At 61.6% G+C, this 24119-nt stretch carries 23 protein-coding genes; 14 read left to right on the top strand and 9 right to left on the bottom strand.

Annotation, left to right across the window (positions count from 1 at the left end; genetic code table 11):
- Positions 1 to 366: 366 nt before the first annotated feature.
- The 3 genes from hrpB (at position 367) to J2X43_RS20595 (ending at position 4796) form a co-directional block, all read left to right on the top strand.
- On the top strand, positions 367 to 2832 hold the full coding sequence (gene hrpB / locus J2X43_RS20605; RefSeq protein ID WP_310296691.1) for an ATP-dependent helicase HrpB: 2466 nt from the start codon (positions 367 to 369) through the stop codon (positions 2830 to 2832).
- Between the two features lie 4 nt (positions 2833 to 2836).
- Complete coding sequence (locus tag J2X43_RS20600; RefSeq protein ID WP_310296689.1) at positions 2837 to 4153, top strand: ActS/PrrB/RegB family redox-sensitive histidine kinase; 1317 nt, start codon at positions 2837 to 2839, stop codon at positions 4151 to 4153.
- A gap of 67 nt (positions 4154 to 4220) precedes the next feature.
- Positions 4221 to 4796: an ActR/PrrA/RegA family redox response regulator transcription factor gene (locus J2X43_RS20595; protein ID WP_112386052.1), complete on the top strand. Its 576-nt coding sequence runs from the start codon at positions 4221 to 4223 to the stop codon at positions 4794 to 4796.
- Between the two features lie 19 nt (positions 4797 to 4815).
- Here the strand turns inward: J2X43_RS20595 and J2X43_RS20590 are convergent, their stop codons facing one another.
- A complete protein-coding gene (locus tag J2X43_RS20590; RefSeq protein ID WP_112386051.1) occupies positions 4816 to 5310 on the bottom strand; it encodes an MmcB family DNA repair protein in 495 nt (164 codons plus the stop codon).
- A 181-nt stretch (positions 5311 to 5491) separates the two neighbouring features.
- Here J2X43_RS20590 and J2X43_RS20585 point away from each other — a divergent pair, with 181 nt between their 5' ends.
- Positions 5492 to 6175, top strand: a complete 684-nt coding sequence (locus J2X43_RS20585; protein WP_112386050.1) for a L,D-transpeptidase — start codon at positions 5492 to 5494, stop codon at positions 6173 to 6175.
- A 77-nt stretch (positions 6176 to 6252) separates the two neighbouring features.
- Here the strand turns inward: J2X43_RS20585 and J2X43_RS20580 are convergent, their stop codons facing one another.
- The 5 genes from J2X43_RS20580 to hslV form a co-directional block, all read right to left on the bottom strand.
- Positions 6253 to 8424 (bottom strand): malate synthase G, encoded by a 2172-nt coding sequence (locus tag J2X43_RS20580; protein WP_310296728.1) that lies wholly within the window; start codon positions 8422 to 8424, stop codon positions 6253 to 6255.
- 112 nt (positions 8425 to 8536) lie between these two features.
- Positions 8537 to 9937, bottom strand: coding sequence for a cytochrome P450 (locus tag J2X43_RS20575; protein WP_310296686.1), 1401 nt, complete (start codon positions 9935 to 9937; stop codon positions 8537 to 8539).
- Between the two features lie 51 nt (positions 9938 to 9988).
- Complete coding sequence (locus J2X43_RS20570) at positions 9989 to 10933, bottom strand: DUF1402 family protein (protein WP_310296684.1); 945 nt, start codon at positions 10931 to 10933, stop codon at positions 9989 to 9991.
- Between the two features lie 189 nt (positions 10934 to 11122).
- Positions 11123 to 12430: an ATP-dependent protease ATPase subunit HslU gene (hslU, locus tag J2X43_RS20565; protein ID WP_310296682.1), complete on the bottom strand. Its 1308-nt coding sequence runs from the start codon at positions 12428 to 12430 to the stop codon at positions 11123 to 11125.
- 76 nt (positions 12431 to 12506) lie between these two features.
- Positions 12507 to 13034: an ATP-dependent protease subunit HslV gene (gene hslV / locus J2X43_RS20560; RefSeq protein ID WP_310296680.1), complete on the bottom strand. Its 528-nt coding sequence runs from the start codon at positions 13032 to 13034 to the stop codon at positions 12507 to 12509.
- 178 nt (positions 13035 to 13212) lie between these two features.
- Here hslV and hisB point away from each other — a divergent pair, with 178 nt between their 5' ends.
- The 7 genes from hisB to coaA are packed head-to-tail and all read left to right on the top strand — an operon-like array spanning position 13213 to position 17873.
- The gene (gene hisB, locus J2X43_RS20555; RefSeq protein ID WP_112386043.1) at positions 13213 to 13821 is read left to right on the top strand and encodes an imidazoleglycerol-phosphate dehydratase HisB; all 609 of its coding nucleotides are present in this window, start codon (positions 13213 to 13215) and stop codon (positions 13819 to 13821) included.
- Between the two features lie 24 nt (positions 13822 to 13845).
- On the top strand, positions 13846 to 14331 hold the full coding sequence (locus J2X43_RS20550) for a DUF2628 domain-containing protein (RefSeq protein ID WP_310296726.1): 486 nt from the start codon (positions 13846 to 13848) through the stop codon (positions 14329 to 14331).
- The gene (gene hisH / locus J2X43_RS20545; protein WP_310296678.1) at positions 14331 to 14981 is read left to right on the top strand and encodes an imidazole glycerol phosphate synthase subunit HisH; all 651 of its coding nucleotides are present in this window, start codon (positions 14331 to 14333) and stop codon (positions 14979 to 14981) included. The genes J2X43_RS20550 and hisH overlap by 1 nt, the downstream gene beginning before the upstream one ends.
- 27 nt (positions 14982 to 15008) lie before the next feature.
- A complete protein-coding gene (gene hisA, locus J2X43_RS20540) occupies positions 15009 to 15758 on the top strand; it encodes a 1-(5-phosphoribosyl)-5-[(5-phosphoribosylamino)methylideneamino]imidazole-4-carboxamide isomerase (protein WP_310296677.1) in 750 nt (249 codons plus the stop codon).
- Positions 15755 to 16543, top strand: coding sequence for an imidazole glycerol phosphate synthase subunit HisF (gene hisF, locus J2X43_RS20535; RefSeq protein WP_310296675.1), 789 nt, complete (start codon positions 15755 to 15757; stop codon positions 16541 to 16543). Before hisA ends, hisF begins: the two co-directional genes overlap by 4 nt.
- Before the next feature lie 14 nt (positions 16544 to 16557).
- Positions 16558 to 16881 carry a phosphoribosyl-ATP diphosphatase gene (locus J2X43_RS20530; protein WP_112517929.1) on the top strand — a complete coding sequence of 108 codons (324 nt, stop codon included), beginning with the start codon at positions 16558 to 16560 and terminating at the stop codon, positions 16879 to 16881.
- On the top strand, positions 16878 to 17873 hold the full coding sequence (gene coaA / locus J2X43_RS20525; RefSeq protein ID WP_310296672.1) for a type I pantothenate kinase: 996 nt from the start codon (positions 16878 to 16880) through the stop codon (positions 17871 to 17873). The genes J2X43_RS20530 and coaA overlap by 4 nt, the downstream gene beginning before the upstream one ends.
- A 6-nt stretch (positions 17874 to 17879) precedes the next feature.
- On the opposite strand, the gene J2X43_RS20520 is transcribed toward coaA, so the two are convergent.
- From J2X43_RS20520 to J2X43_RS20510, 3 genes are all read right to left on the bottom strand, one after another.
- On the bottom strand, positions 17880 to 18491 hold the full coding sequence (locus tag J2X43_RS20520; RefSeq protein WP_310296670.1) for an alpha-ketoglutarate-dependent dioxygenase AlkB: 612 nt from the start codon (positions 18489 to 18491) through the stop codon (positions 17880 to 17882).
- A 1-nt stretch (position 18492) separates the two neighbouring features.
- Complete coding sequence (gene arfB / locus J2X43_RS20515) at positions 18493 to 18927, bottom strand: alternative ribosome rescue aminoacyl-tRNA hydrolase ArfB (protein WP_310296668.1); 435 nt, start codon at positions 18925 to 18927, stop codon at positions 18493 to 18495.
- Between the two features lie 96 nt (positions 18928 to 19023).
- The gene (locus tag J2X43_RS20510; protein WP_310296666.1) at positions 19024 to 20634 is read right to left on the bottom strand and encodes a phosphoenolpyruvate carboxykinase; all 1611 of its coding nucleotides are present in this window, start codon (positions 20632 to 20634) and stop codon (positions 19024 to 19026) included.
- 338 nt (positions 20635 to 20972) lie between these two features.
- Here J2X43_RS20510 and J2X43_RS20505 point away from each other — a divergent pair, with 338 nt between their 5' ends.
- The 3 genes from J2X43_RS20505 (at position 20973) to J2X43_RS20495 (ending at position 24027) form a co-directional block, all read left to right on the top strand.
- On the top strand, positions 20973 to 21707 hold the full coding sequence (locus tag J2X43_RS20505) for a response regulator transcription factor (RefSeq protein ID WP_310296724.1): 735 nt from the start codon (positions 20973 to 20975) through the stop codon (positions 21705 to 21707).
- Between the two features lie 107 nt (positions 21708 to 21814).
- Positions 21815 to 23578: a sensor histidine kinase gene (locus J2X43_RS20500; RefSeq protein ID WP_310296721.1), complete on the top strand. Its 1764-nt coding sequence runs from the start codon at positions 21815 to 21817 to the stop codon at positions 23576 to 23578.
- A complete protein-coding gene (locus J2X43_RS20495) occupies positions 23578 to 24027 on the top strand; it encodes a serine/threonine protein kinase (RefSeq protein ID WP_310296664.1) in 450 nt (149 codons plus the stop codon). The genes J2X43_RS20500 and J2X43_RS20495 overlap by 1 nt, the downstream gene beginning before the upstream one ends.
- Positions 24028 to 24119 lie beyond the last annotated feature (92 nt).

Genomic DNA, 24119 nt, shown 5'->3' with positions numbered 1-24119 from the left:
GCGAAAGACTTCGTCGCCTGCAGCGCCGCCGCCCTCGTTCAGTGACGCGGCTTATACGGCTAACCCCCGCAAACAGTCAACAGCACCCAACAAAGTTTTTTGACATTTTTGTAACAGATTGATTTGAAAAGAGGATTCTCGTGGCCCGTTTGATTGGCACCGATCTCACACTGCGCGGCTTCGAGGCTGGAGCGCCAAAGCCCCATTATTGCTTCGAAAATACCGGGTTTCCGGATCGCCTTTATATAGGGATGGCGCGCCCTGAATGCCGGGACGGCTTGCGCAGCCTCCGGCGATCGCTAATTTCGCGGCAGTTTTCTTCTAGAGTCGCACACCGGATGGTGGACGGATCAATAGACCGCAGAGGTGACGGACATAGTGTCTCTTCCAACATTGCCAGTCTCCGACGTCCTGCCTGCAATCGGCAGCGCGCTCGGCGAGTATCGCCGTGCCGTGCTTTCGGCGCCGCCGGGCGCTGGAAAGACGACACTGGTGCCGCTCTTCCTGCTGCAGCAGCCCTGGCGTGGCGACGGCAAGATCATTCTGCTTGAGCCGCGGCGGCTGGCGGCGCGCGCCGCGGCAGGCCGCATGGCATCGCTGCTCGGCGAACAGGTGGGACAGACCGTCGGCTATCGCATGCGTCTCGATAACCGGATCTCGGCAGCAACGCGCATCGAGGTGGTCACCGAAGGCGTCTTTGCCCGGATGATCCTCGACGATCCGGAACTATCCGGCGTTTCGGCCGTGATCTTCGACGAATTCCATGAGCGTTCGCTGGATGCCGATTTCGGGCTGGCGCTGGCGATCGACGTCCAGGGTGCGCTGCGCGAAGATCTGCGCATCCTCGTGATGTCGGCAACGCTGGATGTCGAGCGGGTGGCGTCTTTGCTCGGCAATCCGCCTGTCATCGAAAGCATGGGGCGCAGCTTTCCTGTCGAGATCCGCTATCAGGACCGGCCGGGCGGCGAGCGCATCGAGGACGCGGTTAGCAAAGCGATCCTCGACTGCCACGCAAGGGAGAGCGGTTCGATCCTCGCCTTCCTTCCCGGACAGGCCGAGATCCTGCGTACTGCGGAGCGGCTGACCGGCCGGTTTGGCGACGAGACGCTGATTGCGCCGCTCTATGGCAATCTCAGCCAGAAGGAGCAGGATGCCGCGATCCGCCCGGCGCCGCCAGGCAAACGAAAGATCGTGCTCGCTACGTCGATTGCCGAGACCTCGATCACCATCGACGGCGTGCGCGTGGTTGTCGACAGCGGATTGCAGCGGCTGCCTGTTTTCGAGGCCTCGACCGGAATCACGCGGCTCGAGACGGTGCGCGTCTCACGCGCTTCCGCCGACCAGCGGGCGGGCCGTGCGGGGCGCACCGAGCCCGGCATCGCCATCCGCCTCTGGCACCAGGGCCAGACGGCGGCCCTCCCCGCCTTTACGCCGCCGCAAATCCTGTCGAGCGATCTCTCCGGACTGGTGCTCGATCTGGCGCATTGGGGCGTACAGGACCCTGCTACCCTCGCCTTTGCCGACCAGCCGCCGGCAACCACGCTTGCCGAGGCGCGGACATTGCTTGCCGATCTCGGCGCGCTCGGCAGCGATGGAAGCCTGACGGCACGCGGCCGGACGATACGCGAGCTTGCGCTACCGCCGCGATTGGCGGCGATGGTGGTTTCGGCGGGCGAGAACGGCGATGCCCGGGAAGCGGCCTTGCTTGCCGTGCTGATGACAGAACAGGGACTCGGCGGAACGAGCCTCGATCTCGAGGATCGGCTGCGGCGGTTCAAGACGGAAAAAGGCGAGCGGGCCGAATCGGCACGCAGGTTGGCCCAGCGGCTGGCTGCCGGTCTCGACAAGGCATCATCCCCGGCGCCGCCGACGGCCGGACAGCTGCTTCTTCATGCCTTCCCGGACCGGGTGGCGCTGCAGCGCGGCGCCCGCGGGCGCTATGTGATGGCGAATGGCCGCGGCGCGGAGCTTGCTGAAACCGAACGGCTGGCCGGCAGCCAGATGCTTGTGATTGCCGACCTGACGGGACGGGCTGCGCAGGCACGCATCCTTGCCGCCGCCGAGATCTCACGCGGCGATGTCGAAGCCGAGCTTCCCGGCGCCATCAAGAGCGGCGAGCAGACCTATTTCGATCTGGCGAGCAAGCAGGTGCGGGCCCGGCGGGCAACGCGGCTCGGCGCCATCGTCTTCGACGAGACGCCCTTGCCGAGGCCAAGCGGCGAAGCAGTCGGCAGAGCGCTGGCCGACGGCGTGCGCCAGCTCGGACTTGGGCCGCTGCCTTTTTCCAAAGAAGCCGCCCAGCTTCGCGACCGGATCGGCTTTCTGCACCGGACGATCGGCGATCCGTGGCCCGACATGAGCGATGGCGCGCTGCTGGCGCGGCTCGACGACTGGTTCGTGCCGTTCCAGGGCGAGGCCCGCGGCTTTGCCGAAATCTCCGCAGGCTCGTTATCGAACGGCTTGATGGCACTCGTACCGCACGCCCTGCAGCGCGATCTGGCGCGGCTGGCGCCGACGCATTTCGAGGCCCCGACCGGGCAGCGCCATCCGATCCAGTATGACGGCGAGGAGCCGCTGCTGACGATCCGGGTTCAGGAGCTTTTCGGCCTCCGGGAGCATCCGGCGATCGGCGGTGGGCGCCTGCCGCTGCTTCTCGAATTGACATCGCCAGCGCACCGGCCGATCCAGACGACACGCGACCTGCCGGGATTCTGGGCCGGATCGTGGAAGGACGTGCGTGCCGAGATGCGCGGGCGCTATCCGCGGCATCCCTGGCCCGAACGGCCGGAAGAGGCAGCGCCGACGACACGCGTGAAACCGCGTGGTACATAAGGACATGACGATAGTGGATGACGCCGACAGCAAGACGCAGGAAGACAGGCACAGCAGCCGCAGGCTCCGGCTGCAGACGATCGTGCGATTGCGCTGGCTTGCAGTCGCCGGTCAGGCAGTGACGGTGTTCATCGTCGCCTTCTGGCTGAAATTTCCCCTGCCGCTGATCGCCAGCTGCTCGCTGATTGCCGCGCTCGCCTGGGTCAACTTCTATCTGACCATTCGTTACCCGGCGACACATCGCCTGGAGCCGCCGGCTGCCTTTGCGCTGCTCGGGCTCGACCTGCTGCAGCTTTCGGCGCTGCTTTTCATCACCGGCGGGCTTGCCAATCCGTTCGCCGCACTGGTCTGCGTCCCCGTCATCATCTCCTTTGCATCGCAGCCGATCCGCTACAGCACGGCGCTGATCGTCTTTGCGATGGTCTGCATCACCATTCTCGCCTTCTCACCGTTCCCCCTCCCCTGGTTCGATGGCGTCGAGATCAACGTCCATAATGTCATGCAGTTCGGCGTCTGGTGCTCGATCGCCTCGACAATGGCCTTTGCGGCCTTCTACGCCTACCGCGTGTCGATGGAGGCAAGCCAGCTTGCCGATGCCCTTGCGGCAACCGAACTGGTGCTGCAGCGGGAGAAGCATCTCTCGCAGCTCGACGGTCTTGCCGCCGCCGCCGCCCATGAACTCGGCACGCCGCTGGCGACGATCAGCGTCGTTGCTAAGGAGATGGAACGCGAGCTGAAGGACGATGACCGGTTTCGCGAGGATGTGCAGCTGCTGCGCAGCCAGAGCGAACGGTGCCGCGATATCCTGAAACGGTTGACGAGCCTGTCTGCGGAAGGCGATGCGCATATGCGCCGGCTGCCGCTGTCGTCTATGGTCGAGGAGATCGTCGAGCCCTATCGCGAATCCGGTATAACGCTTGAGCTGATCGAGAAGAGCCCGCGCAAGGGCGAGCCGGTGACCGAGCGCAATGCCGGCATCATGTACGGTCTCGGAAACCTGATCGAGAATGCCGTCGACTATGCTCGCGAGAAAGTGACCATAACCGTCGAACACGACCATCGCCGTGTCCTGATCATCATCGAGGATGACGGCAACGGTTATGCACCCGACATCCTGACCCGGATCGGCGAACCCTACATGACCAGGCGGCAGAAGGAAGACACCGCAGGCGGCCTGGGGCTCGGGCTTTTCATTGCCAAGACGCTGCTTGAACGCTCTGGCGCGGCGCTGGTCTTCGAGAACCGCGATCCCGAAAGCGAGGGCGCCCGGATCCGTGTCGAATGGCCGCGCATGCTGATCGATGCCCATTCGACAAAATGACTTTATCGGCATAAAGACATAAGCAGTTGACGTATATCAGGGCGCGCAACCGCCGGGATTGAAGACCATGAACGAACAGACCAGCGAAATCCTTGCAATCTCCGAGCACGATATCGGGCCGGATGCGAGCCTGTTGATCGTCGATGACGACGGCCCGTTTCTGCGGCGTCTGGCGCGGGCGATGGAAACGCGGGGCTTTGCGGTCGAGACGGCCGAGTCCGTTGCGGAAGGTGTTGCGAAGTCGAAGGCGCATCCGCCGAAATATGCGGTCGTCGATCTTCGTCTCGGCGATGGAAACGGGCTCGACGTCATCGAAGCGATCCGCCAGCGCCGCGATGATACCCGCATCATCGTTTTGACCGGCTACGGTAATATCGCCACGGCAGTGACTGCGGTGAAGCTCGGCGCGGTCGACTATCTTGCAAAACCTGCCGACGCCGACGACGTGTTTGCGGCACTGACGCAGCGCCCGGGCGAAAAGGCCGAACTGCCGGAGAACCCGATGTCGGCCGACCGGGTGCGCTGGGAACATATCCAGCGCGTCTACGAGATGTGTGAGCGCAACGTTTCGGAAACGGCGCGGCGGCTCAACATGCACAGGCGGACGCTGCAGCGCATTCTCGCCAAGCGCGCGCCGAAGTAGGCGCGCCTAAAAACCGTCCTCAGATATCGTCGATGGCGAGCGGCTTGCCATTCGCCCATTCGGCCATCATCAGCCGTTGCGCGGCTGCGCGCGAGAAGTTCAGCATCACCGATTTGCGGGTTGCCGGTGCCAGACGGTGTTCAGGTGCCTCGCGGATCATGTGCGCGCCGTATCCGTCGGAGAGAAACAGGCCGCACTCCTCCGGGAAGATGTCGAGCGGAACATCCTTGTGGGTGGCGAAGAAAAGCCGGTCGCAATGGGCGCGGTATTCCGGCCATTTGCGATCGACCCTGAAGTCCTCGATCGACGTCTTGATCTCGATGATCCAGATTTCGCCCTTCTCGGAGATGGTGATCAGGTCGGCCCGCCTGCCGCTTGCCAGCGGCAGTTCGGGAAGCAGCGCGTGACGCATGTCATGAAGTAAAATCTGAGTCCCGCGGCGCACAAGCATAGCTCTGTCCGATTGCCGGCCATCTATTAACGGATTGTTATTGTAAACGCTCAAAATCGTCATGGATAACCGCCGGAAGAGGGTGCTTGTTGTTGCAAAAAAGCAATGCGCTTTTAATTTGCCGCTGCGGGTAACTTTTGTCGCGATGCAGCATCTTGCAAAGCCGAAGTTAATCGAAAATAAACCATAATCAAAGATGGTTCGGCGACCCCTCCCTGATTGCCCAAAAACTTAAGAGATATCCATGCGCATCCGCAATGCATTCCCTGTATTCGGCCTGATGGCAACACTTGCCCTCGCCGGTTGCTCTACCAGCTCCGAGAGCGCTTCCGTCGAAGATAAGGCCGCTGGCCCGACTGTCCAGACGGCGCAGATTTTCGACGACGCCTATGGCGTCAAGACGGATGCCGGATACTCGCTGCCCGCCATCCCGATCCAGCGCGTGAAGCCGGAATTCCGCCGCCAGATCGTCAGCTACCAGAGCGACGAGCGCCCGGGCACGATCATCGTCAATACCCGCGAGCGGCACCTCTACTATATCCTGCCCGGCGGCAAGGCGATGCGCTACGGCATCGGCGTCGGCAAGGCAGGCTTTGCATGGGCAGGCACGGCCTACGTTGCCTGGAAGCAGGAATGGCCAAACTGGCACCCTCCGAAGGAAATGGCGGTCCGCCGTCCTGAGATCGCCAAGTATGTCGAAAACGGTATGGATCCGGGTCTGACCAATCCGCTCGGCGCCCGCGCCATGTATCTCTTCAACGAGCAGGGCCAGGACACGCTGTTCCGCCTGCACGGCACGCCGGAATGGGCTTCGATCGGCACCGCCGCTTCGTCGGGCTGCATCCGCCTGATGAACCAGGACGTAATCGACCTCTATAGCCGCGTCCGTCCGGGCCGCGCGACCTCGAAGGTCATCGTTATTCAGTAAGCGCTTTGCCTGATACACGACGAGAAAAGGCCGCCGGAATTGCTTCCGGCGGCCTTTCTCTTTGATGCCTGCAAGCATCAGGCCGGTTGCGCGGCTTTCAGCTCCAGCCGGCGGCGATGGAGAACCGGCTCGGTGTAGCCGTTCGGTTGCTCGCGGCCCTTGAGCACGAGATCGACAGCAGCCTGGAAAGCAATCGATCGATCGAAATCGCCGGCCATCGGCTGATAGGCGGCATCGCCGGCATTCTGCTGATCGACGACGGCGGCCATTCGCTTCATCGTCTCAACGATCTGCGCTTCGGTGACGACCTTGTGATATAGCCAGTTTGCCATGTGCTGGGCGGAGATGCGCAGCGTCGCACGGTCCTCCATCAGGCCCACATTGTTGATGTCAGGGACTTTCGAGCAGCCTACACCCTGATCGACCCAGCGGACGACATAGCCAAGAATGCCCTGGGCGTTGTTGTCGAGTTCGCGTTGGATTTCTTCAGGCGTCCAGTTCGGCCGCGGCGCGACGGGCACCGAGAGGATATCCGACAACTTTGCCCGGGCCCGGTCTTTCAGGCCGCGCTGAACGCCGGCAACATTGATCTTGTGATAATGCGTGGCATGCAGGGTTGCGGCTGTCGGAGACGGTACCCAGGCGGTATTGGCACCCGCTTTCGGATGAGCGATCTTCTGTTCCAGCATGGCCGCCATCAGGTCGGGCATCGCCCACATGCCCTTGCCGATCTGCGCATGGCCGGACAGGCCGCATTCGAGACCGATATCGACGTTCCAGTTCTCGTAGGCCGAGATCCAGGCCGCCTGCTTCATGTCCCCCTTGCGGATCATCGGGCCCGCTTCCATCGAGGTATGGATTTCGTCACCGGTGCGATCGAGGAAACCGGTGTTGATGAAGACGACGCGCTCCCGCGCGGCACGGATGCATTCCTTGAGATTGACCGTCGTGCGGCGCTCTTCATCCATGATGCCCATCTTGATGGTATTCGTGGGCATGCCGAGCAGTTCCTCGACGCGACCGAAGATTTCGACGGCGAAGGCGACTTCCTCGGGGCCGTGCATCTTCGGCTTGACGACATACATCGAACCTTCGCGCGAGTTCTTGCGGCGCCCGTTCGGGCCGACGTCGTAAAGCGCGATCAGACCCGTCACGACCGCGTCCATGATCCCCTCGGGCACTTCGTTGCCATTCCGGTCGTGAATCGCCGGATTGGTCATCAGGTGGCCGACATTGCGCACCAGCATCAGCGAGCGGCGGTGCAGCTCGAAGGTGGAGCCATCGGGCGCCGTGATCTCGCTATCCGGATTGAGCTTGCGGATGAAGGACGAACCGCCCTTCGAGACTTCCTCCTGCAGATCGCCCTTCATCAGGCCGAGCCAGTTCCTGTAGACGACGACCTTGTCTTCGGCATCGACGGCAGCGATCGAATCTTCGCAGTCCATGATTGTGGTGATCGCAGATTCCAGCCAGACATCCGAGATGCCGGCCGGATCGATCTTGCCGATGGCCGTCGATGCGTCGATGACGATCTCGATGTGAATGCCGTTATTCTTGAGCAGGATGTGGGTCGGCGCTTCGGCAGAGCCCCGGTAGCCGGCGAAATGTGCGGCGTCCTTCAGCGGCAACGATTCTCCATCGACGTCGGTGATCGCGAGCGTCGAGCCCTCGACCTTCAGGCCGCCGACATCCTTCCAGGAGCCGCCTTCGAGCGGTACGGCACTATCCAGGAAGTCGCGAACCCAGGCGATGACCTTTTCACCGCGCTTCGGATTGTAGCCCCTGCCCTTCTCCGCACCATCGGCCTCGGGAATTGCATCAGTGCCGTAGAGCGCATCGTAGAGCGAGCCCCAGCGGGCATTGGCGGCATTCAGCGCGTAACGGGCGTTCATGACCGGAACGACGAGCTGCGGACCAGCGATCGAGGCAATCTCAGCATCGACATTGCTGGTCGAGACGGTGAAATCCGAACCTTCGGGCAGCAGGTAGCCGATCTGCCGCAGGAAGGCCTCGTAGGCTTCCATATCAACGGGCGCGCCGTTCTTGCGGTACCAGCCGTCGATCTCGGCCTGCAGTCTGTCGCGCTTGGCGAGCAGCTCGCGGTTCTTCGGCGCGAGATCATGAACGATCTTCGAGAAGCCGGCGAAGAATGCTTCGGCGTCGAGGCCAAGACCAGGCAGCGCTTCCTTGACGATAAAATCATGAAGGACGGGCTCGATCGACAGACCGTGCTTTTCAATGGTGCTCATACAATATTCCTCCGGCAGACGGAAAACGGTGACGGTGACGGTGACGGTGACGGTGACGGTGCCACTTTGCGCCGCTTTCATTCATAGTCAATTGTTCAATAGTTAGAAAGATTTATGCCTGACCGGAAAGAGTGCGGGGCGTAACCCGCATCGGTAGGCCATTCTGCGGCTGCGTCGTCAGTTTCTGCACCGGCCACGGGTTGGTTTTCTCGGTGACATCAAAGCGGAAGCGCTTCATCAGCACCGCAAGCGCAATCACCGCTTCCTGCAACGCGAATGTCGCGCCGATGCAGACGCGCGGTCCGGCTCCGAAGGGCAGGAACTGGAAGCGGCCGATCTTGCCGCGGTTTTCCGGCAGGAAGCGTTCGGGCATATAGGCCCGCGGTTTTTCCCAGTAGAGTTCGTGGCGGTGCAGCGTCCACGGCATGATCAGCACCGTCATGCCGGCATGGATATCGACGCGCTCGCCCTTGGTATCGGTCCAGCGGTCGTCGGAGATGGCCGCGCGGTTGATCGAGGGCGCCGGCGGATAGAGACGGAGCGCCTCTTCGAAGGCCGCCCGAGTCACCGGCATCAGATCCAGCCATTCGACCGGTTCTGCACCGCTTGCGAGAATGCGGTCAATTTCCTCCTCCATCGCATCGCGGATATGCGGGCTATTGGCGATGCAATAGAGCGTCCAGGCCAGAGCACGGGCGGTGGTTTCATGACCGGCACCGATGAAGGTCAGGATATTATCCTCGATCTCCCCCGCCGTCAGACCATCCGGTCCAGCCTGCTCAAGTAGCAGCGTCAGGAAATCCTCAGGCACGGCGGCGCGATCGGCACGCATCTGCTCAAGGCGCAGATCCATAGTCTTGTGGACCATGTTGCGGAACTGATCGAGAATCTTCTGGCCGCCGATCCGGGTGACGCGCGGCACCCAGGACGGCGCCCGCATCAGATCCATCGGATCGACGCGACCCATGCGATGCAGCAGTGCATTGACGTCGCCGGCGAAATTATCCGAGACCGAGGCGATCTCGCCTGAAAACAGCGTATCGGCGAGGATCGCGAAGGTGAGCTCGGTCATATCGGCGGCGATATCGAAATTGCCGCCCGCCTCGTATTTCTCCGCATAGAGCTCGGACTGCTGCAGCATCTGCCCGGCGAAGCCCTTCGCGTGCCGCGGGGTGAAAACCGGGGCAACGGCCTTGCGGGAACGCTTCCAGACAGGACCTTCGGCCGTCAGCAGACCGTCACGCAGGATCGGCCGCAGTACCAGCTGGCGAATATCCGACATCCGGTAATTTGAAGCATTGTCGACCAGCACATGCTTGATGAGGCCGGGATCGTTGACGATGATCGTACTGTCACGGAAGAAGCGCGTCTTGATCCAGGGCAGCGTGTAGGACGGTTCGCCCCAGAGCTCCAACGGATTGCGCAGGATGGTGCGGATGATCTCCAGCCGTGACGGCGGCACGCTGCGCGGCACCGGTGCGGGTGGGACGAAGGGATCCGGACGCATGTCCATGATATTTCAGCCTTTCGTGGAAGATTTGGGCCTTCCCGGCAAGGCAGAAGGTTAGTTCAGTGCCTTCAGCTCGTCCAGCTTGTCGTTGATCAGCCAGCCGTAATAGTTCTCTTCCGGCCAAACTGTCGCACCGCCGTGGTTTTTGGCTGCGATCGCCGAAGCACGCTGGCGGGAGTTGCCGACATTGTAGAGGGTCGCCGTCAGACCCGGATTATCGGAAATATCCATGCCGGCGATGCGCTTGTAGTCGTCGATCGAGGTGCGGACGGATGCGGCGACGAAGGCCAGAGAAATATCCGGCTGCATGATCGCCTTGTAGACGCCACTGGCATCCTTCTCGCTGAGCTTCGGATAGCCCGAAATGCGGGTGACGAGATCGGACAGCATCAGGGCGGTCAGCGGGTTGATCTGGCCAAGGCCGAAGGTCTGCCCGGCATAGAAGGGCTGGAAGAAGACGGCGCTGAAGCGGTTATCCGGAAATTTCTTGCCGTCGACCGTCTTGCCGCGGAAGTCGGTTTCCCAGACGTCCTCGCGGCAGCTCCAGAGCTGATAGGAATCGCTCTTGCCGTTGCATCCGGCAAATTCCGGGCGGCCGATGAAGGTATCGACATCCTCGCCGTCATAGGCAAAACGGAAGCTTTCGCCCGCGTAAGACGCTGCCTTGACGTAATAGGACTGCAGCCGGTCGTAGGCATCGACATTGTAGGTGTGCTCGCCGACCAGCGCGCCGATGATATGGATCGGTTCGATACCATAGGCGGCGGCGGTCTTGCGGATCTTGCCCATCAACTCGTGATCGGTCGACAGAAGCTCATAGATCTTCTCGTACTTGCGATCGAACGTCGTCTTGGTACCCTTGGTGCGGCGGACCGAAGCGCCAGGGACAGGCGGCTGCTCGACATTGCGATTGCCGGGCGGCACGGTCTGCATGGCATAGGCCGGCGCCGAGGCGAAGGCCGTTACGGCGATCAGAAGGCATGTCAAAAGGCGTCGCACGATCCGCTATCCCGTCGAGTTTATCGTCCTGTCTGCGAAGCGCGGTGACTGAACCAGAATCTTGTCCTAATAAAGCCGCGCCGGCAAAAGAAACCGGGCCCTTCACTAAAAAGTAAAAGGCCCGCTGTCGAGGGTTCGATCGTCAAAATCGCCTGCGCGAAACGCAAAGCATTTCGCGCATTGAGAAATTTAAAGGATGAAGCGCGAGAGATCGGTATTGTTGGCGAGATCGCCGACATGCTCCCGGACGTAGTCCGCGTCGATGGTCACGGCACTGCCGCCACGATCCGGCGCGTTGAACGAGATTTCGTCCAGCACCCGTTCCATGACCGTCTGCAGGCGGCGGGCGCCGATATTCTCGACCGTCGAGTTCAGGTGAACGGCAACATCGGCAAGCGCGTCGATCGCGTCGCTGGTGAAGTCGAGGCTCAGTTCTTCCGTCTGCATCAGCGCCCGGTACTGGCGGATGAGGCTGGCCTCGGTTTCCGTCAGGATGCGGCGGAAATCTTCCTTGGTGAGCGGCCGGAGCTCGACGCGGATCGGCAGGCGGCCCTGCAGTTCCGGCAGAAGATCCGAGGGCTTGGAGACATGGAAGGCACCGGAAGCGATGAAGAGAATATGATCGGTCTTGACCGGGCCATACTTGGTCGAAACCGTCGTACCCTCGACGAGCGGCAGCAGGTCGCGCTGAACACCCTCGCGGGACACCCCGGCACCCATGCCGCCATCGCGGGCAGCGATCTTGTCGATCTCGTCGAGGAAGACGATGCCGTCGTTCTCGACGGAGCGAACCGCTTCGCGCTGGATCACTTCGTTGTCGATCAGCTTGTCGGATTCGTCGCGGATCAGATCGGTATAGGATGCCTTGACCGTCGTGCGGACCTTCTTGGTACGGCCGCCCATCGCTTTTCCGAACATATCGGACAGGTTCAGAACGCCGATATTGGCACCCGGCATGCCCGGGATCTCAAATCCACCCATGCCCGAACCGGAATCGGCGACTTCGATATCGATTTCCTTGTCGTCGAGCTCGCCGGTGCGGAGCTTCTTGCGGAAGCTATCGCGCGTTGCGGGCGACGCGGTGGCGCCGACCAAGGCATCGAGAACGCGTTCCTCGGCGCTCATATGCGCCTTGGCTTCGACTTCGGCGCGCTTTTTGTCGCGAATGAGCCCGATGCCGATCTCGACGAGGTCACGGATGATCTGTTCGACATCGCGGCCGACATAGCCGACTTCGGTGAACTTGGTGGCTTCCACCTTGATGAAAGGCGCACCGGCGAGCTTCGCAAGACGGCGGGAGATTTCCGTCTTGCCGACGCCTGTCGGGCCGATCATCAGGATGTTCTTCGGCATCACTTCATCGCGCAGGCTCTCGTCGAGCTGCTGGCGGCGCCAGCGGTTGCGCAGCGCGATCGCCACGGCGCGCTTGGCGTCGTGCTGGCCGATGATGTGACGATCGAGTTCGGATACGATCTCGCGGGGGGAAAAAGTGGTCATGGCGTCCTTTCGGCTTTCCCGGTCTCGCCGTCCGTCGTGGCCCGGCTTTCGGGAACCCTTCTGATTTAAGTGGCCGTTACTCGGCGTCGAGCGTTTCGACGATGATGTTGTGATTGGTATAGACGCAGATATCGGCAGCGATATCGAGCGACTTGCGCGCGACCTCTTCGGCCGACTTGTCGGAATCCAGCAAGGCCAGCGATGCGGCGAGCGCGAAATTGCCGCCCGAGCCGATGGCCATCGTGCCGTGCTCCGGCTCAAGAACGTCGCCGTTGCCGGTGACGGCAAGGGTGACGGTCTTGTCGGCGACCAGCATCATGGCTTCGAGATTGCGGAGATATTTGTCGGTGCGCCAGTCCTTGGCGAGCTCGACGGCGGCGCGCATCAGCTGGCCCGGATACTGCTCCAGCTTCTTTTCGAGACGCTCGAGCAGCGTGAAGGCATCGGCGGTGGCGCCGGCGAAACCGGCGATCACTTCGCCGCCCTTGCCGATACGGCGAACCTTGCGGGCATTGCCCTTCATGACGGTCTGGCCGAGGCTCACCTGGCCATCGCCAGCCATGACCACCTTGCCGCCTTTTCGAACTGTAATAATCGTTGTCATAAAACATCCTTGCCCGGATGCCGGGCGCTTCTGGTTAGGCCGCTCACCGGCCCTGTTGAGACCTATGTAAGTGGGCTTCGGCCGATTGCAAATGGTGCCGTTTTTCTGCCGCCCCGCTTCTGGATATTTTAGGGAACGCCTGATATGGAACCCGCGTCATTCCCGATGGAGCAGCCATATGGCCGAGACAGCAGCAAGCCGCACGGGCGCCGTTTCCCGCAAGACCAACGAAACCTCGGTTTCGGTTTCGGTCAATCTTGACGGCACCGGCAAGTCGAAGATTTCGACGGGCGTCGGCTTCTTCGACCATATGCTCGACCAGCTGTCGCGACATTCGCTCATCGACATGGAGATCGAGACGCAGGGCGACCTCCATGTGGACGACCATCACGCTGTCGAAGACACTGGAATCGCGATCGGCCAGGCAATTTCGAAAGCGCTCGGCGACCGCCGCGGCATTACCCGCTACGCCTCGATCGACCTTGCGATGGACGAGACGATGACAAAGGCCGCGGTCGATCTTTCCGGCCGCCCTTTCCTCGTCTGGAACGTTGCGTTCAGCGCGCCGAAGATCGGCACGTTCGATACGGAGCTGGTCCGCGAATTCTTCCAGGCGCTCGCGCAGAACGCCGGCATCACCTTGCATGTGCTCAACCATTATGGTGCCAACAACCACCATATCGCAGAGACCTGCTTCAAGGCCGTTGCCCGCGCGCTGCGTACGGCGACAGAGATCGATCCGAGACAGGCGGGCCGTGTTCCCTCGACGAAGGGCACGCTCGTCTGAGCCCCTTGAGGGAGCTTGACGACATTGACTTCCAGCTATCTGTTTCTCACCGCCCCTGACGGAGCGGATACCGGCCACGAGAAGACGCGCGTCATCCGCGACGGCTTTACGTTTCTGGGTTTCTTCTTTCCATGGCTGTGGCTGCTGGCGCATCGCCTCTGGCTGCATGCGGCGGCCGCCTTCCTCGCACAGGCTATCGGCGGCGTTCTGATGGAGCGGCAGGGTCTGTGGCCGGCGGGATTTGCGATCACACTGGCGGCAAGCCTGATCGTTGCGCTCGAGGGGCAGAGTTTCCGAATCCGCAGCCTCGCCGCCAAGGGCTGGAACGAGGATGCCGTCGTTACGGCCGACTCCGTCGATGCGGCCGAAGAGATCTATTTTTCCGGTATCGAGACCATCGAGCGGGATAGCAGCGTGCCGGCACCGGAATGGGAGCGACATCAACGCTCCACCGGCCGCCACGGCAACGCCACCTCGCTTGGTCTCTTTGGTTTTGATGGAGGACGCTGATGCGCGTCGCAATTATCGACTACGGCTCGGGCAATCTGCGCTCGGCAACGAAAGCCTTTGAACGCGCAGCGCGCGAGGCCGGCATCGACGCCCATATCGACCTGACGGACAAGGCGGAAGACGTTGCCGCCGCGGACCGGATCGTGCTCCCCGGCGTCGGCGCCTATGCCGATTGCCGCCGCGGCCTCGATGCTGTGCCGGGCATGGCCGAGGCGCTGATCGAGGCTGTCGAGAAGAAGGCCAAACCCTTCCTCGGCATTTGCGTCGGCATGCAGCTGATGTCATCTCGCGGGCTGGAAAAGACTGTCACGCGAGGCTTCGGCTGGATTCCCGGCGACGTCAAGGAAATGACGCCTGACGATGCCTCTCTGAAGATCCCGCAGATCGGCTGGAACACGCTCGATATCAGGTCTCCGCATCCGCTTTTCGACGGCATCCCGACCGGACCTGACGGGCTGCATGCCTATTTCGTGCATTCCTACCATCTGGATGCGGAAAACGCGTCTGACGTCATCGCGACCACCGGTTACGGTGGCCCGATGACCGCCTTTGTCGGCCGCGACAACATGGTGGGCGCCCAGTTCCATCCGGAAAAGAGCCAGAAGCTCGGCCTCGCCCTGATCACCAATTTTCTGCGCTGGAAGCCTTGAGGCTCGCGCAAAGCAAGGACAGACATCATGATCCTCTTTCCCGCCATCGACCTGAAGGACGGCCAGTGCGTTCGCCTGAAGCTCGGCGATATGGACCAGGCGACGGTCTACAATCCCGACCCTGCAGCGCAGGCCAAGGCTTTCGAAGACCAGGGTTTCGAATGGCTGCATGTCGTCGATCTCAACGGCGCCTTTGCCGGTGAAAGCGTCAACGGCTCTGCTGTCGATGCGATCCTGAAGGCGACGAAGAACCCGGTGCAGCTCGGCGGCGGTATCCGCACGCTCGACCATATCGAAAGCTGGCTGTCGCGCGGGCTCGCCCGCGTCATTCTGGGCACGGTCGCGGTTCGCGATCCGGCGCTTGTCATCGAAGCCTGCAAGGCTTTTCCGGGTCGCGTTGCCGTGGGCATCGACGCCAAGGGCGGCAAGGTCGCCGTCGAGGGATGGGCCGAGGCCTCGGAGCTCGGCATTATCGAGCTGGCGAAGAAATTCGAGGGCGCCGGTGTCGCGGCGATCATCTATACCGACATCGACCGCGACGGCATCCTTGCCGGCATTAACTGGGCCTCGACGTTGGAACTTGCCGAAGCTGTTTCGATTCCCGTGATCGCTTCGGGCGGCCTCGCTTCGATCGCCGATATCGAGCGGATGCTGCAGCCGGATGCCCGCAAGCTCGAAGGCGCGATTTCCGGCCGCGCACTCTATGATGGTCGTATCGATCCGGCGGAAGCACTGTCGCTGATCAACGCGGCCCGCGCCAAGGAGATCGCACAATGACGCTGAAAGCCCGTGTCATCCCCTGCCTCGACGTCAAGGACGGCCGTGTCGTCAAGGGCGTCAACTTCACCAATCTCATCGATGCCGGTGATCCCGTCGAGGCCGCGAAAGCCTATGACGCTGCCGGTGCCGACGAACTCTGCTTTCTGGACATCACCGCTTCGTCAGACAATCGCGACACGATCTTCGACGTCGTTTCGCGGACCGCCGAGCAGTGCTTCATGCCTCTGACGGTCGGCGGCGGTGTTCGCACCATTGCTGATATCCGCAAGCTGCTGCTCTGCGGCGCCGACAAGGTCTCGATCAATTCGGCCGCCGTCAACAACCCTGATTTCGTGGCGGAAGCCGCCGACAAGTTTGGCGACCAGTGCATCGTCGTGTCGATCGACGCCAAGCGCCGCCGTACGCAGGCCGTCGGCCAGGACAATCTCAGCGCCTGGGAGATCTACACCCATGGTGGCCGCAACGCGACCGGCATCGACGCCGTCGAGTTCGCGCAGAAGATGGTTGCCCGCGGCGCCGGTGAGCTGCTTGTGACCTCGATGGATCGCGACGGTACCAAGATCGGCTACGATCTGGAGCTGACGCGAGCGATTGCCGACAGCGTTCGCGTCCCCGTCATCGCCTCCGGCGGCGTCGGCAGCCTCGACGATCTGGTGGCGGGTGTGAAGGAAGGCCATGCGACGGCCGTTCTCGCCGCGTCGATCTTCCATTTCGGCACCTATTCCGTCGGCGAAGCGAAGCGCTATATGTCTTCAAACGGCATTGCGATGCGGCTCGACTGAGTGAAAGCGATAGAATGAGCGGATTTTCCCTTTCCGATCTGGAAAAGATCGTCGACGAGCGGTCGAAGGCCTCACCGGACGAATCCTGGACGGCCAAGCTTGTCCTGGCCGGGCAGCCGAAGGCAGCCAAGAAGCTTGGCGAAGAGGCAATCGAAGCCGTGATGGCGGCGGTGACCGATGACAGGGCCAACCTCACCTACGAGTCAGCCGATGTCCTCTATCACCTATTGGTCGTATTGAAGATTGCAGGCATTCCGTTGCAGGATGTCATGGCCGAACTTGAGCGGCGGACCGCTCAGTCCGGCCTCAAGGAAAAGGCCAGCCGGCAGAGTTCATGAGTATCGTGTCGCAAATCATCGGAGCGCCCGAGGCGCTCGATCACTTCCAGGCGAATGCCTATTCGCCCTATCACTTCTTTTCCTCCGAGGAATGGTCGAAGTTCCGCGCCGATACGCCGCTGACACTGACCAGCGAGGAAGTCACGCGGCTGCGTTCGATGGGCGACCCAATCGACCTCGACGAAGTCAGGCGCATTTATCTCTCGCTCTCGCGCCTGCTGTCGTCGCATGTCGAGTCGTCGCAGCTGCTTTTCGAACAGCGCAACCGCTTCCTCAATCTTGAGGGCGTGGCCAAGACGCCGTTCGTCATCGGCATTGCCGGATCGGTCGCCGTCGGCAAATCGACGACGGCCCGCGTTCTGAAAGAGTTGCTGCGCCGCTGGCCGTCGAGCCCGAAGGTCGACCTGATCACCACCGACGGTTTCCTGCATCCGAACGCGGTTCTGGAGCGCGAAAACCTGATGCAGCGCAAGGGTTTTCCTGAAAGCTACGACACCGGAGCGATCCTGCGCTTCCTTTCGGCAATCAAGGCGGGACAGGCGGACGTCAAGGCGCCCATCTACTCGCACCTCGTCTATGACGTCATCCCGAACGAATACAAGATCATCGACCGTCCCGATATCCTGATCTTCGAAGGCATCAACGTGCTGCAATCGCGCGACCTGCCGGCTGACGGCAAGATCGTGCCGATGGTTTCCGACTTCTTCGACTTCTCGATCTATATCGATGCCGAGGAAAAGCAGATCCATAACTGGTACGTGCACCGCTTCATGCGTCTGCGCGAAACCGCCTTCCGCGACCCGAATTCCTACTTCCACCGCTACGCCTCGATCAGCGAAAAGGAAGCGCTCCGCATCGCCGAAGGGCTGTGGGCCAACATCAACCTGAAGAACCTGCGCCAGAACATCCTGCCGACCCGCCCCCGCGCCGATCTGATCCTGCGCAAGGGACCAAACCACCTGATCGAACAGGTCGCTCTCAGAAAGCTTTAGCCGGATTCACGGCGTCACACGCCTTAACGTCAGATTGATCCGGCCGCCGCTTTTCAGCAGCGTCGAGGTGGCGGGATAGATGCGATCGACACCGTGGAAGCAGAGGCGGCCATCGCCGCCGAGGACGATGACGTCGCCGCTTGCGAGCTTCAGCGATTGGGTGCGGTCGGTCCGCGTGGTTCCGCCGACGCGGAAGAGGCAGGTGTTGCCGAGAGAGATGGAAACGACTGGCGCCCGGAGATCCTGCTCGTCCTTGTCCTGGTGCAGGCCCATCTTGGCGTCGTCGGCGTAGAAATTGATGAGGCAGGCCTGTGGCGGCAGGTGATAACCGGAAACCTCGTTCCAGATCTGCATGAGTGCGTCCGGGATGGGCGGCCAAGCCTCTCCGGTCAGCGGATGGACCGGCTGGTAGCGATAGCCGCGCTCCTTGTCCGTGACCCATCCAAGCTCACCGCAATTGCTCATACGGACGGACATCGGCTTGCCGGTGCCGGGCATCACAGGCGTGAACAGCGGCGCGGCGGAAACGATCTGGCGGATCGTCTCGATCATCGTCTCCTGAGCGGGGCGATCGAGATAGCCTGGAAAATGCCGGATGCCGCTGGAGATTTCGAGCATGTCAGTCTCCGGCCGGCCGGCCGCGCATCTTCTTGACCTCGGAGCGGCCCGACTTTTCCTTCAGGCGGCGCTCGACGGAGCCTTTGGTCGGCCGGGTCTTTTTTCGGGGCGGCGGCGGCGGTTTGGCGGCTTCGAGAACCAGCTCTTTCAGGCGCTCGCGGGCATCCTCGCGATTGCGGTCCTGGCTGCGGAAGCGGCTTGCCTCGATCATCAAGACGCCGTCCTTCGACATGCGTCTTCCGGCGAGCTTGATGGCATTCGCCTTGACGCGGTCCGGCAGGGACGGCGAGCTCTCCAGGCTGAAGAAAAGCTGGACTGCGGTCGAGACCTTGTTGACGTTCTGTCCGCCGGGGCCGCCCGCCAGAACGAACTGTTCCGTCAGCTCCCATCCGGCGATGGTAATCCGGTCGTTGATATAGAGCGCGTCGCTGGCCATTCTCGACCTATCTCACATCATCCGGACTTTTGGAACATGCAAAGAAAAACCCGGCAGTCGCCCGCCGGGTTTCACGTGAATCATCAGCCGTTTAGATCACTCGGCAGCGATCTTCAGGCCCGGTGCCGCGTCGCGCACGCCACCATCGACATGTTCCTCGAATTTGGCGAAGTTGGCGATGAACATGCCGACGAGCTTTTCGGCCTGGCGGTCATAGGCTGCAGCATCGGCCCAGGTCGAGCGCGGATCGAGGATACCGTTATCGACACCATCGACCGACACCGGAACGGCAAAGCCGAAGTTCGCATCGGCGCGGAAGTCGGCCTTGGCGAGTTCACCCGACAAGGCGGCGGCCAGCAAAGCGCGTGTCGCCTTGATCGGCATACGCTTGCCGGTGCCATAGGCGCCACCGGTCCAGCCGGTGTTGACGAGCCAGCATTCGACGCCGTGACGGCCGATCAGCTCCTTCAGCAGATTGCCGTATTCAGCCGGATGACGCGGCATGAAGGGGGCGCCGAAGCAGGTCGAGAAGGTTGCTTCCGGCTCGGTCACGCCCTTTTCGGTACCAGCGACCTTTGCGGTGTAACCGGACAGGAAGTGATACATGGCCTGTTCAGGCGTCAGGCGGGCAATCGGCGGCATGACGCCGAAGGCATCTGCCGTCAGCATGATGATCGTCTTCGGATGTGCGGCGAGGCCGGTCTTGGAGGCGTTCGGGATAAAGTCCAGCGGATAGGCGCAACGGGTATTTTCCGTCAGCGAGCCATCGTCGAAATCCGGCTCGCGCTGTTCGTTCAGCACGACATTTTCGAGAACCGTGCCGAAGCGCTGCGTCGTCGCGTAAATCTCTGGTTCGGCTTCTGCCGAGAGACGGATGGTCTTGGCATAGCAACCGCCTTCGAAGTTGAAGATGCCGTTTTCGCCCCAGCCATGCTCGTCATCGCCGATCAGCGTACGGGCCGGATCGGCCGACAGCGTCGTCTTGCCGGTGCCCGACAGGCCGAAGAAGACAGCGCTATCGCCATCCGGGCCGGCATTGGCCGAGCAGTGCATCGGCATGACGCCCTTGGCCGGAAGCAGGTAGTTGAGGACGGTGAAAACCGATTTCTTCATTTCACCTGCGTAGGACGTGCCGCCGATCAGCACGAGACCCTTGGTCAGGTCGCAGGCAATGACCGTTTCGCTACGGCAGCCATGGCGGTCCGGATCAGCCTTGAAGCTCGGCAGATCGATGATCGTTAGCTTCGGCACGAAGGTCTTCAGCGCTTCGAGCTCCGGGCGGATCAGCAGATTGCGGATGAACAGCGAGTGCCAGGCAAACTCGGTGACGACACGCGACGGCAGAGCATGACCGGCATCGGCACCGCCGATCAGGTCCTGCACGAAAAGCTCCCTGCCCTTCACGTGAGCCAGCATGTCGGCATGCAGCACGGCGAAGTGCTCCGGCGACATCGGCTTGTTGTTGTCCCACCAGATCTGCGCTTCGGTATCGGCATCGCGAACGACAAACTTGTCGCGCGGCGAACGGCCGGTGTGCTGGCCGGTCAATGCGCGCAGCGCGCCCTGGGCGGTGAGTTCGGCTTCTCCACGGCGAATCGACTCCTCATAGAGGGAGGCGGCGGTAAAGTTATAGCGAACGCTTGCAGCGCCCTCCAAACCGATCGTCGCCAGCGCTACCGCCGGGTTATGAACTCCGAACGTTTCCATCGCTCTTCCCTTTGCTCAGGCATACAGCCGTTAAAACTGACGCGAACCTAAGATGGGGAATTTTAAAAAGCAAGAGAGTGTAATTCGAAAAGTGTAATGATATCATATATTTAATCGATTTAAATAAGAATCGTTATTTTTAAATCGTTTGAACTGGATGGTTTGGTTCAGTATGTCGCACCACCTTTGATTGCGGCCGGAATATTCGAACAATCCGCCCCTTTATCTTTGCCACAATTTGTTCCACCTTTATCCTCCATAAGCGCATCCGGCTGGAGAGGCCGCCTGGGGACATCAAAAATTCCGGGAGATGCGCATAAATGACGGAGACGAACACCATGCCGACAATCGCGCTCGTTGACGACGACCGCAACATCCTGACGTCAGTGTCGATCGCACTGGAAGCCGAGGGATATAAGGTCGAGACATATACGGACGGCGCTTCGGCGCTCGATGGTCTCATCGCCCGTCCGCCGCAGCTCGCCATCTTCGACATCAAGATGCCGCGGATGGACGGGATGGAGCTTCTGCGCCGCCTACGCCAGAAGTCCGACATGCCGGTCATCTTCCTGACGTCCAAGGATGAGGAGATCGATGAGCTCTTCGGCCTCAAGATGGGTGCCGACGATTTCATCACCAAGCCGTTCTCGCAGCGCCTGCTGGTCGAGCGCGTTCGCGCCGTGCTTCGCCGCGCCTCGAGCCGGGAAGCGGCCGCGGCCGCAGGCACAAGCGGTACCGCGCCGAAGCCCGGTGCAGCCCAGCCTGCCCGCTCGCTGGAACGTGGACAGCTGGTCATGGACCAGGAGCGCCACACCTGCACCTGGAAAGCCGAACCGGTGACGCTGACCGTCACCGAATTCCTGATCCTGCATTCGCTTGCGCAGCGCCCGGGCGTCGTCAAGAGCCGCGATGCGCTGATGGATGCTGCCTATGACGAGCAGGTCTATGTCGACGACCGCACCATCGACAGCCACATCAAGCGGCTGCGCAAGAAATTCAAGATGGTCGACAACGATTTTGATATGATTGAAACGCTCTACGGAGTGGGTTACCGCTTCCGCGAAGCAGCCTGACGCGTTACCGCGGGGCACATGAGTATTGTTGAGGGCTCGCTGGCCGCATATCCGGCCGCGCCCTCCGAAAGGGCCTGTCGTTGGCACAGTTGGTGCAGGAAAGGGATCTGGACGATGCGGATGGCGTAACCGGCCGCCGCGTCCGGGGAAGGCGCTGGTCGCATCCCTTCACCATCATCCGCCGGATCTTCGGCAATGCCGTCTTTTCCAGCCTGACGCGCCGCATCCTGTTCTTCAATCTGGCGGCGCTGCTCGTCCTCGTCGGCGGCATTCTCTACCTCAACCAGTTCCGCGAGGGGCTGATCGACGCGCGCGTCGAAAGCCTTTTGACGCAGGGTGAAATCATTGCCGGTGCGGTCTCCGCTTCGGCATCGGTCGATACAAATTCGATCACCATCGATCCGCAGAAGCTGCTGGAACTGCAGGCCGGCCAAAGCATCACCCCTGTTCCTAATGACGAAGATCTGGAATTTCCGATCGATCCGGAAAAGGTGGCGCCGGTTCTGCGCCGGCTGATCTCGCCGACGCGCACCCGCGCCCGCATCTTCGACGCCGATGCCAATCTGCTGCTCGATTCCCGCCATCTCTATTCCCGCGGCCAGGTGCTCCGTTTCGATCTTCCGCCAGTCGAGGAAGAGAAGCAGACATGGGGCGAATGGTTCACCACCCTGTTCAACAAGGCGCTGCAGCCCGGCAATCTGCCGGTTTACAAGGAAGCGCCGGGTGGCGACGGCTCGATCTATCCTGAAGTGATGAATGCGCTGACCGGCGTGCGCGGCGCAGTGGTGCGCACCACCGAGAAGGGCGAGCTGATCGTCTCGGTCGCCGTGCCGGTGCAGCGTTTCCGCGCGGTTCTCGGCGTGCTTCTGCTTTCGACCCAGGCCGGCGATATCGACAACATCGTTCACGCGGAACGTCTGGCGATCATGCGTGTTTTCGGTGTTGCGACGCTCGTCAACGTGCTGCTGTCACTCGTTCTGTCGTCAACCATCGCCAATCCGCTCCGCCGCCTGTCGGCAGCCGCGATCCGCGTCCGGCGCGGCGCCAAGGAGCGCGAGGAGATCCCCGACTTCTCCGCCCGCCAGGACGAAATCGGCAATCTTTCGATTGCACTGCGTGAAATGACAACCGCACTCTACGACCGCATCGATGCGATCGAGAGCTTTGCCGCCGATGTCAGCCACGAGTTGAAGAACCCGCTGACGTCGCTCCGAAGCGCGGTCGAGACGCTGCCGCTGGCAAAATCCGACGATTCCAAGAAACGGCTGATGGATGTCATCCAGCATGACGTTCGCCGCCTAGATCGCCTGATCAGCGACATTTCCGACGCATCGCGTCTCGATGCCGAACTGGCGCGTGTCGATGCCCGCTCTGTCGATCTGGAAAAGTTCCTGACCGATCTCGTCGACGTCTCCAGGCAGATCCGCAGCAAGAACAAGGATGTGCATATCGAGCTGGTGATCGAGCGGAAGCCGGGGGTGAAGACCCGCTTTGTCGTCAACGGCCACGACCTGCGCATCGGCCAGATCGTTACCAACCTGATCGAGAATGCCCGCTCCTTCGTTCCCCAGGAAGGCGGCCGGATCATTGTGCGGCTGGTGCGGACCCGTTCCCGCTGCCTCGTCTATATCGAAGACAACGGTCCGGGCATCCAGGCCGAGAACATCGATCGCATTTTCGAGCGCTTCTATACCGACCGGCCCGAGTCGGAGGGCTTCGGGCAGAATTCCGGTCTCGGCCTGTCGATCAGCCGCCAGATTGCCGAAGCCCATGGCGGCTCGCTGCGCGCCGAAAACATTATCGATGCGGAAAGTGCCGAGATTCTTGGCGCCCGCTTCATCCTCGCCCTGCCCGCGGCTGCCAATAGCTGATGAGTGCGCCGGTCAACGTTCACGCGACGGCGATCAGGATCAACGGCACCGGACTGTTGTTTTCAGGGCCATCCGGCTGGGGCAAGTCGATGCTCGCCTTCACCTGTCTGACCGAGGCGAAGCGGATTGGCCTCGACGCCGTGCTCGTTGCCGACGATCAGGTATTTCTCGAGAACCGGGAGGGGCAGATCATCGCCCGGCGGCCGGATTCGATCGCCGGGCTGATCGAACTTCGAGGCACCGGCATCGTGGCGCTGGACAGCATTGCCGAGGCCGCCATGCATTTCGCCATCCTGCCCGGCAGCGCCTCCGGCGAAAATCGCCTGCCGCCGGAAAATGAGCAAATGGAGGTCGCCAGTGGCTTTCTGCTGCCGGTCATCCGGCTGCTTGGCGACACGCGGCTACCGCTCGCGGTTCTGATGGCGAAAGCCCCGGAAATCGGTCGATAATGCCTCATAAACCGGCAGAATTGCCTGCGATCTCCGCATTTTTGTCTTGCACTTCGGCTTTTGATCGCCAAGATGTGCCCCCACCGGTGGAC

This window comes from Rhizobium sp. BE258, assembly GCF_031457345.1.
Classification (GTDB): domain Bacteria; phylum Pseudomonadota; class Alphaproteobacteria; order Rhizobiales; family Rhizobiaceae; genus Rhizobium.
Note: the sequence above shows the minus strand (reverse complement) of the source record. Positions and strands in the feature narration are given on the sequence as shown.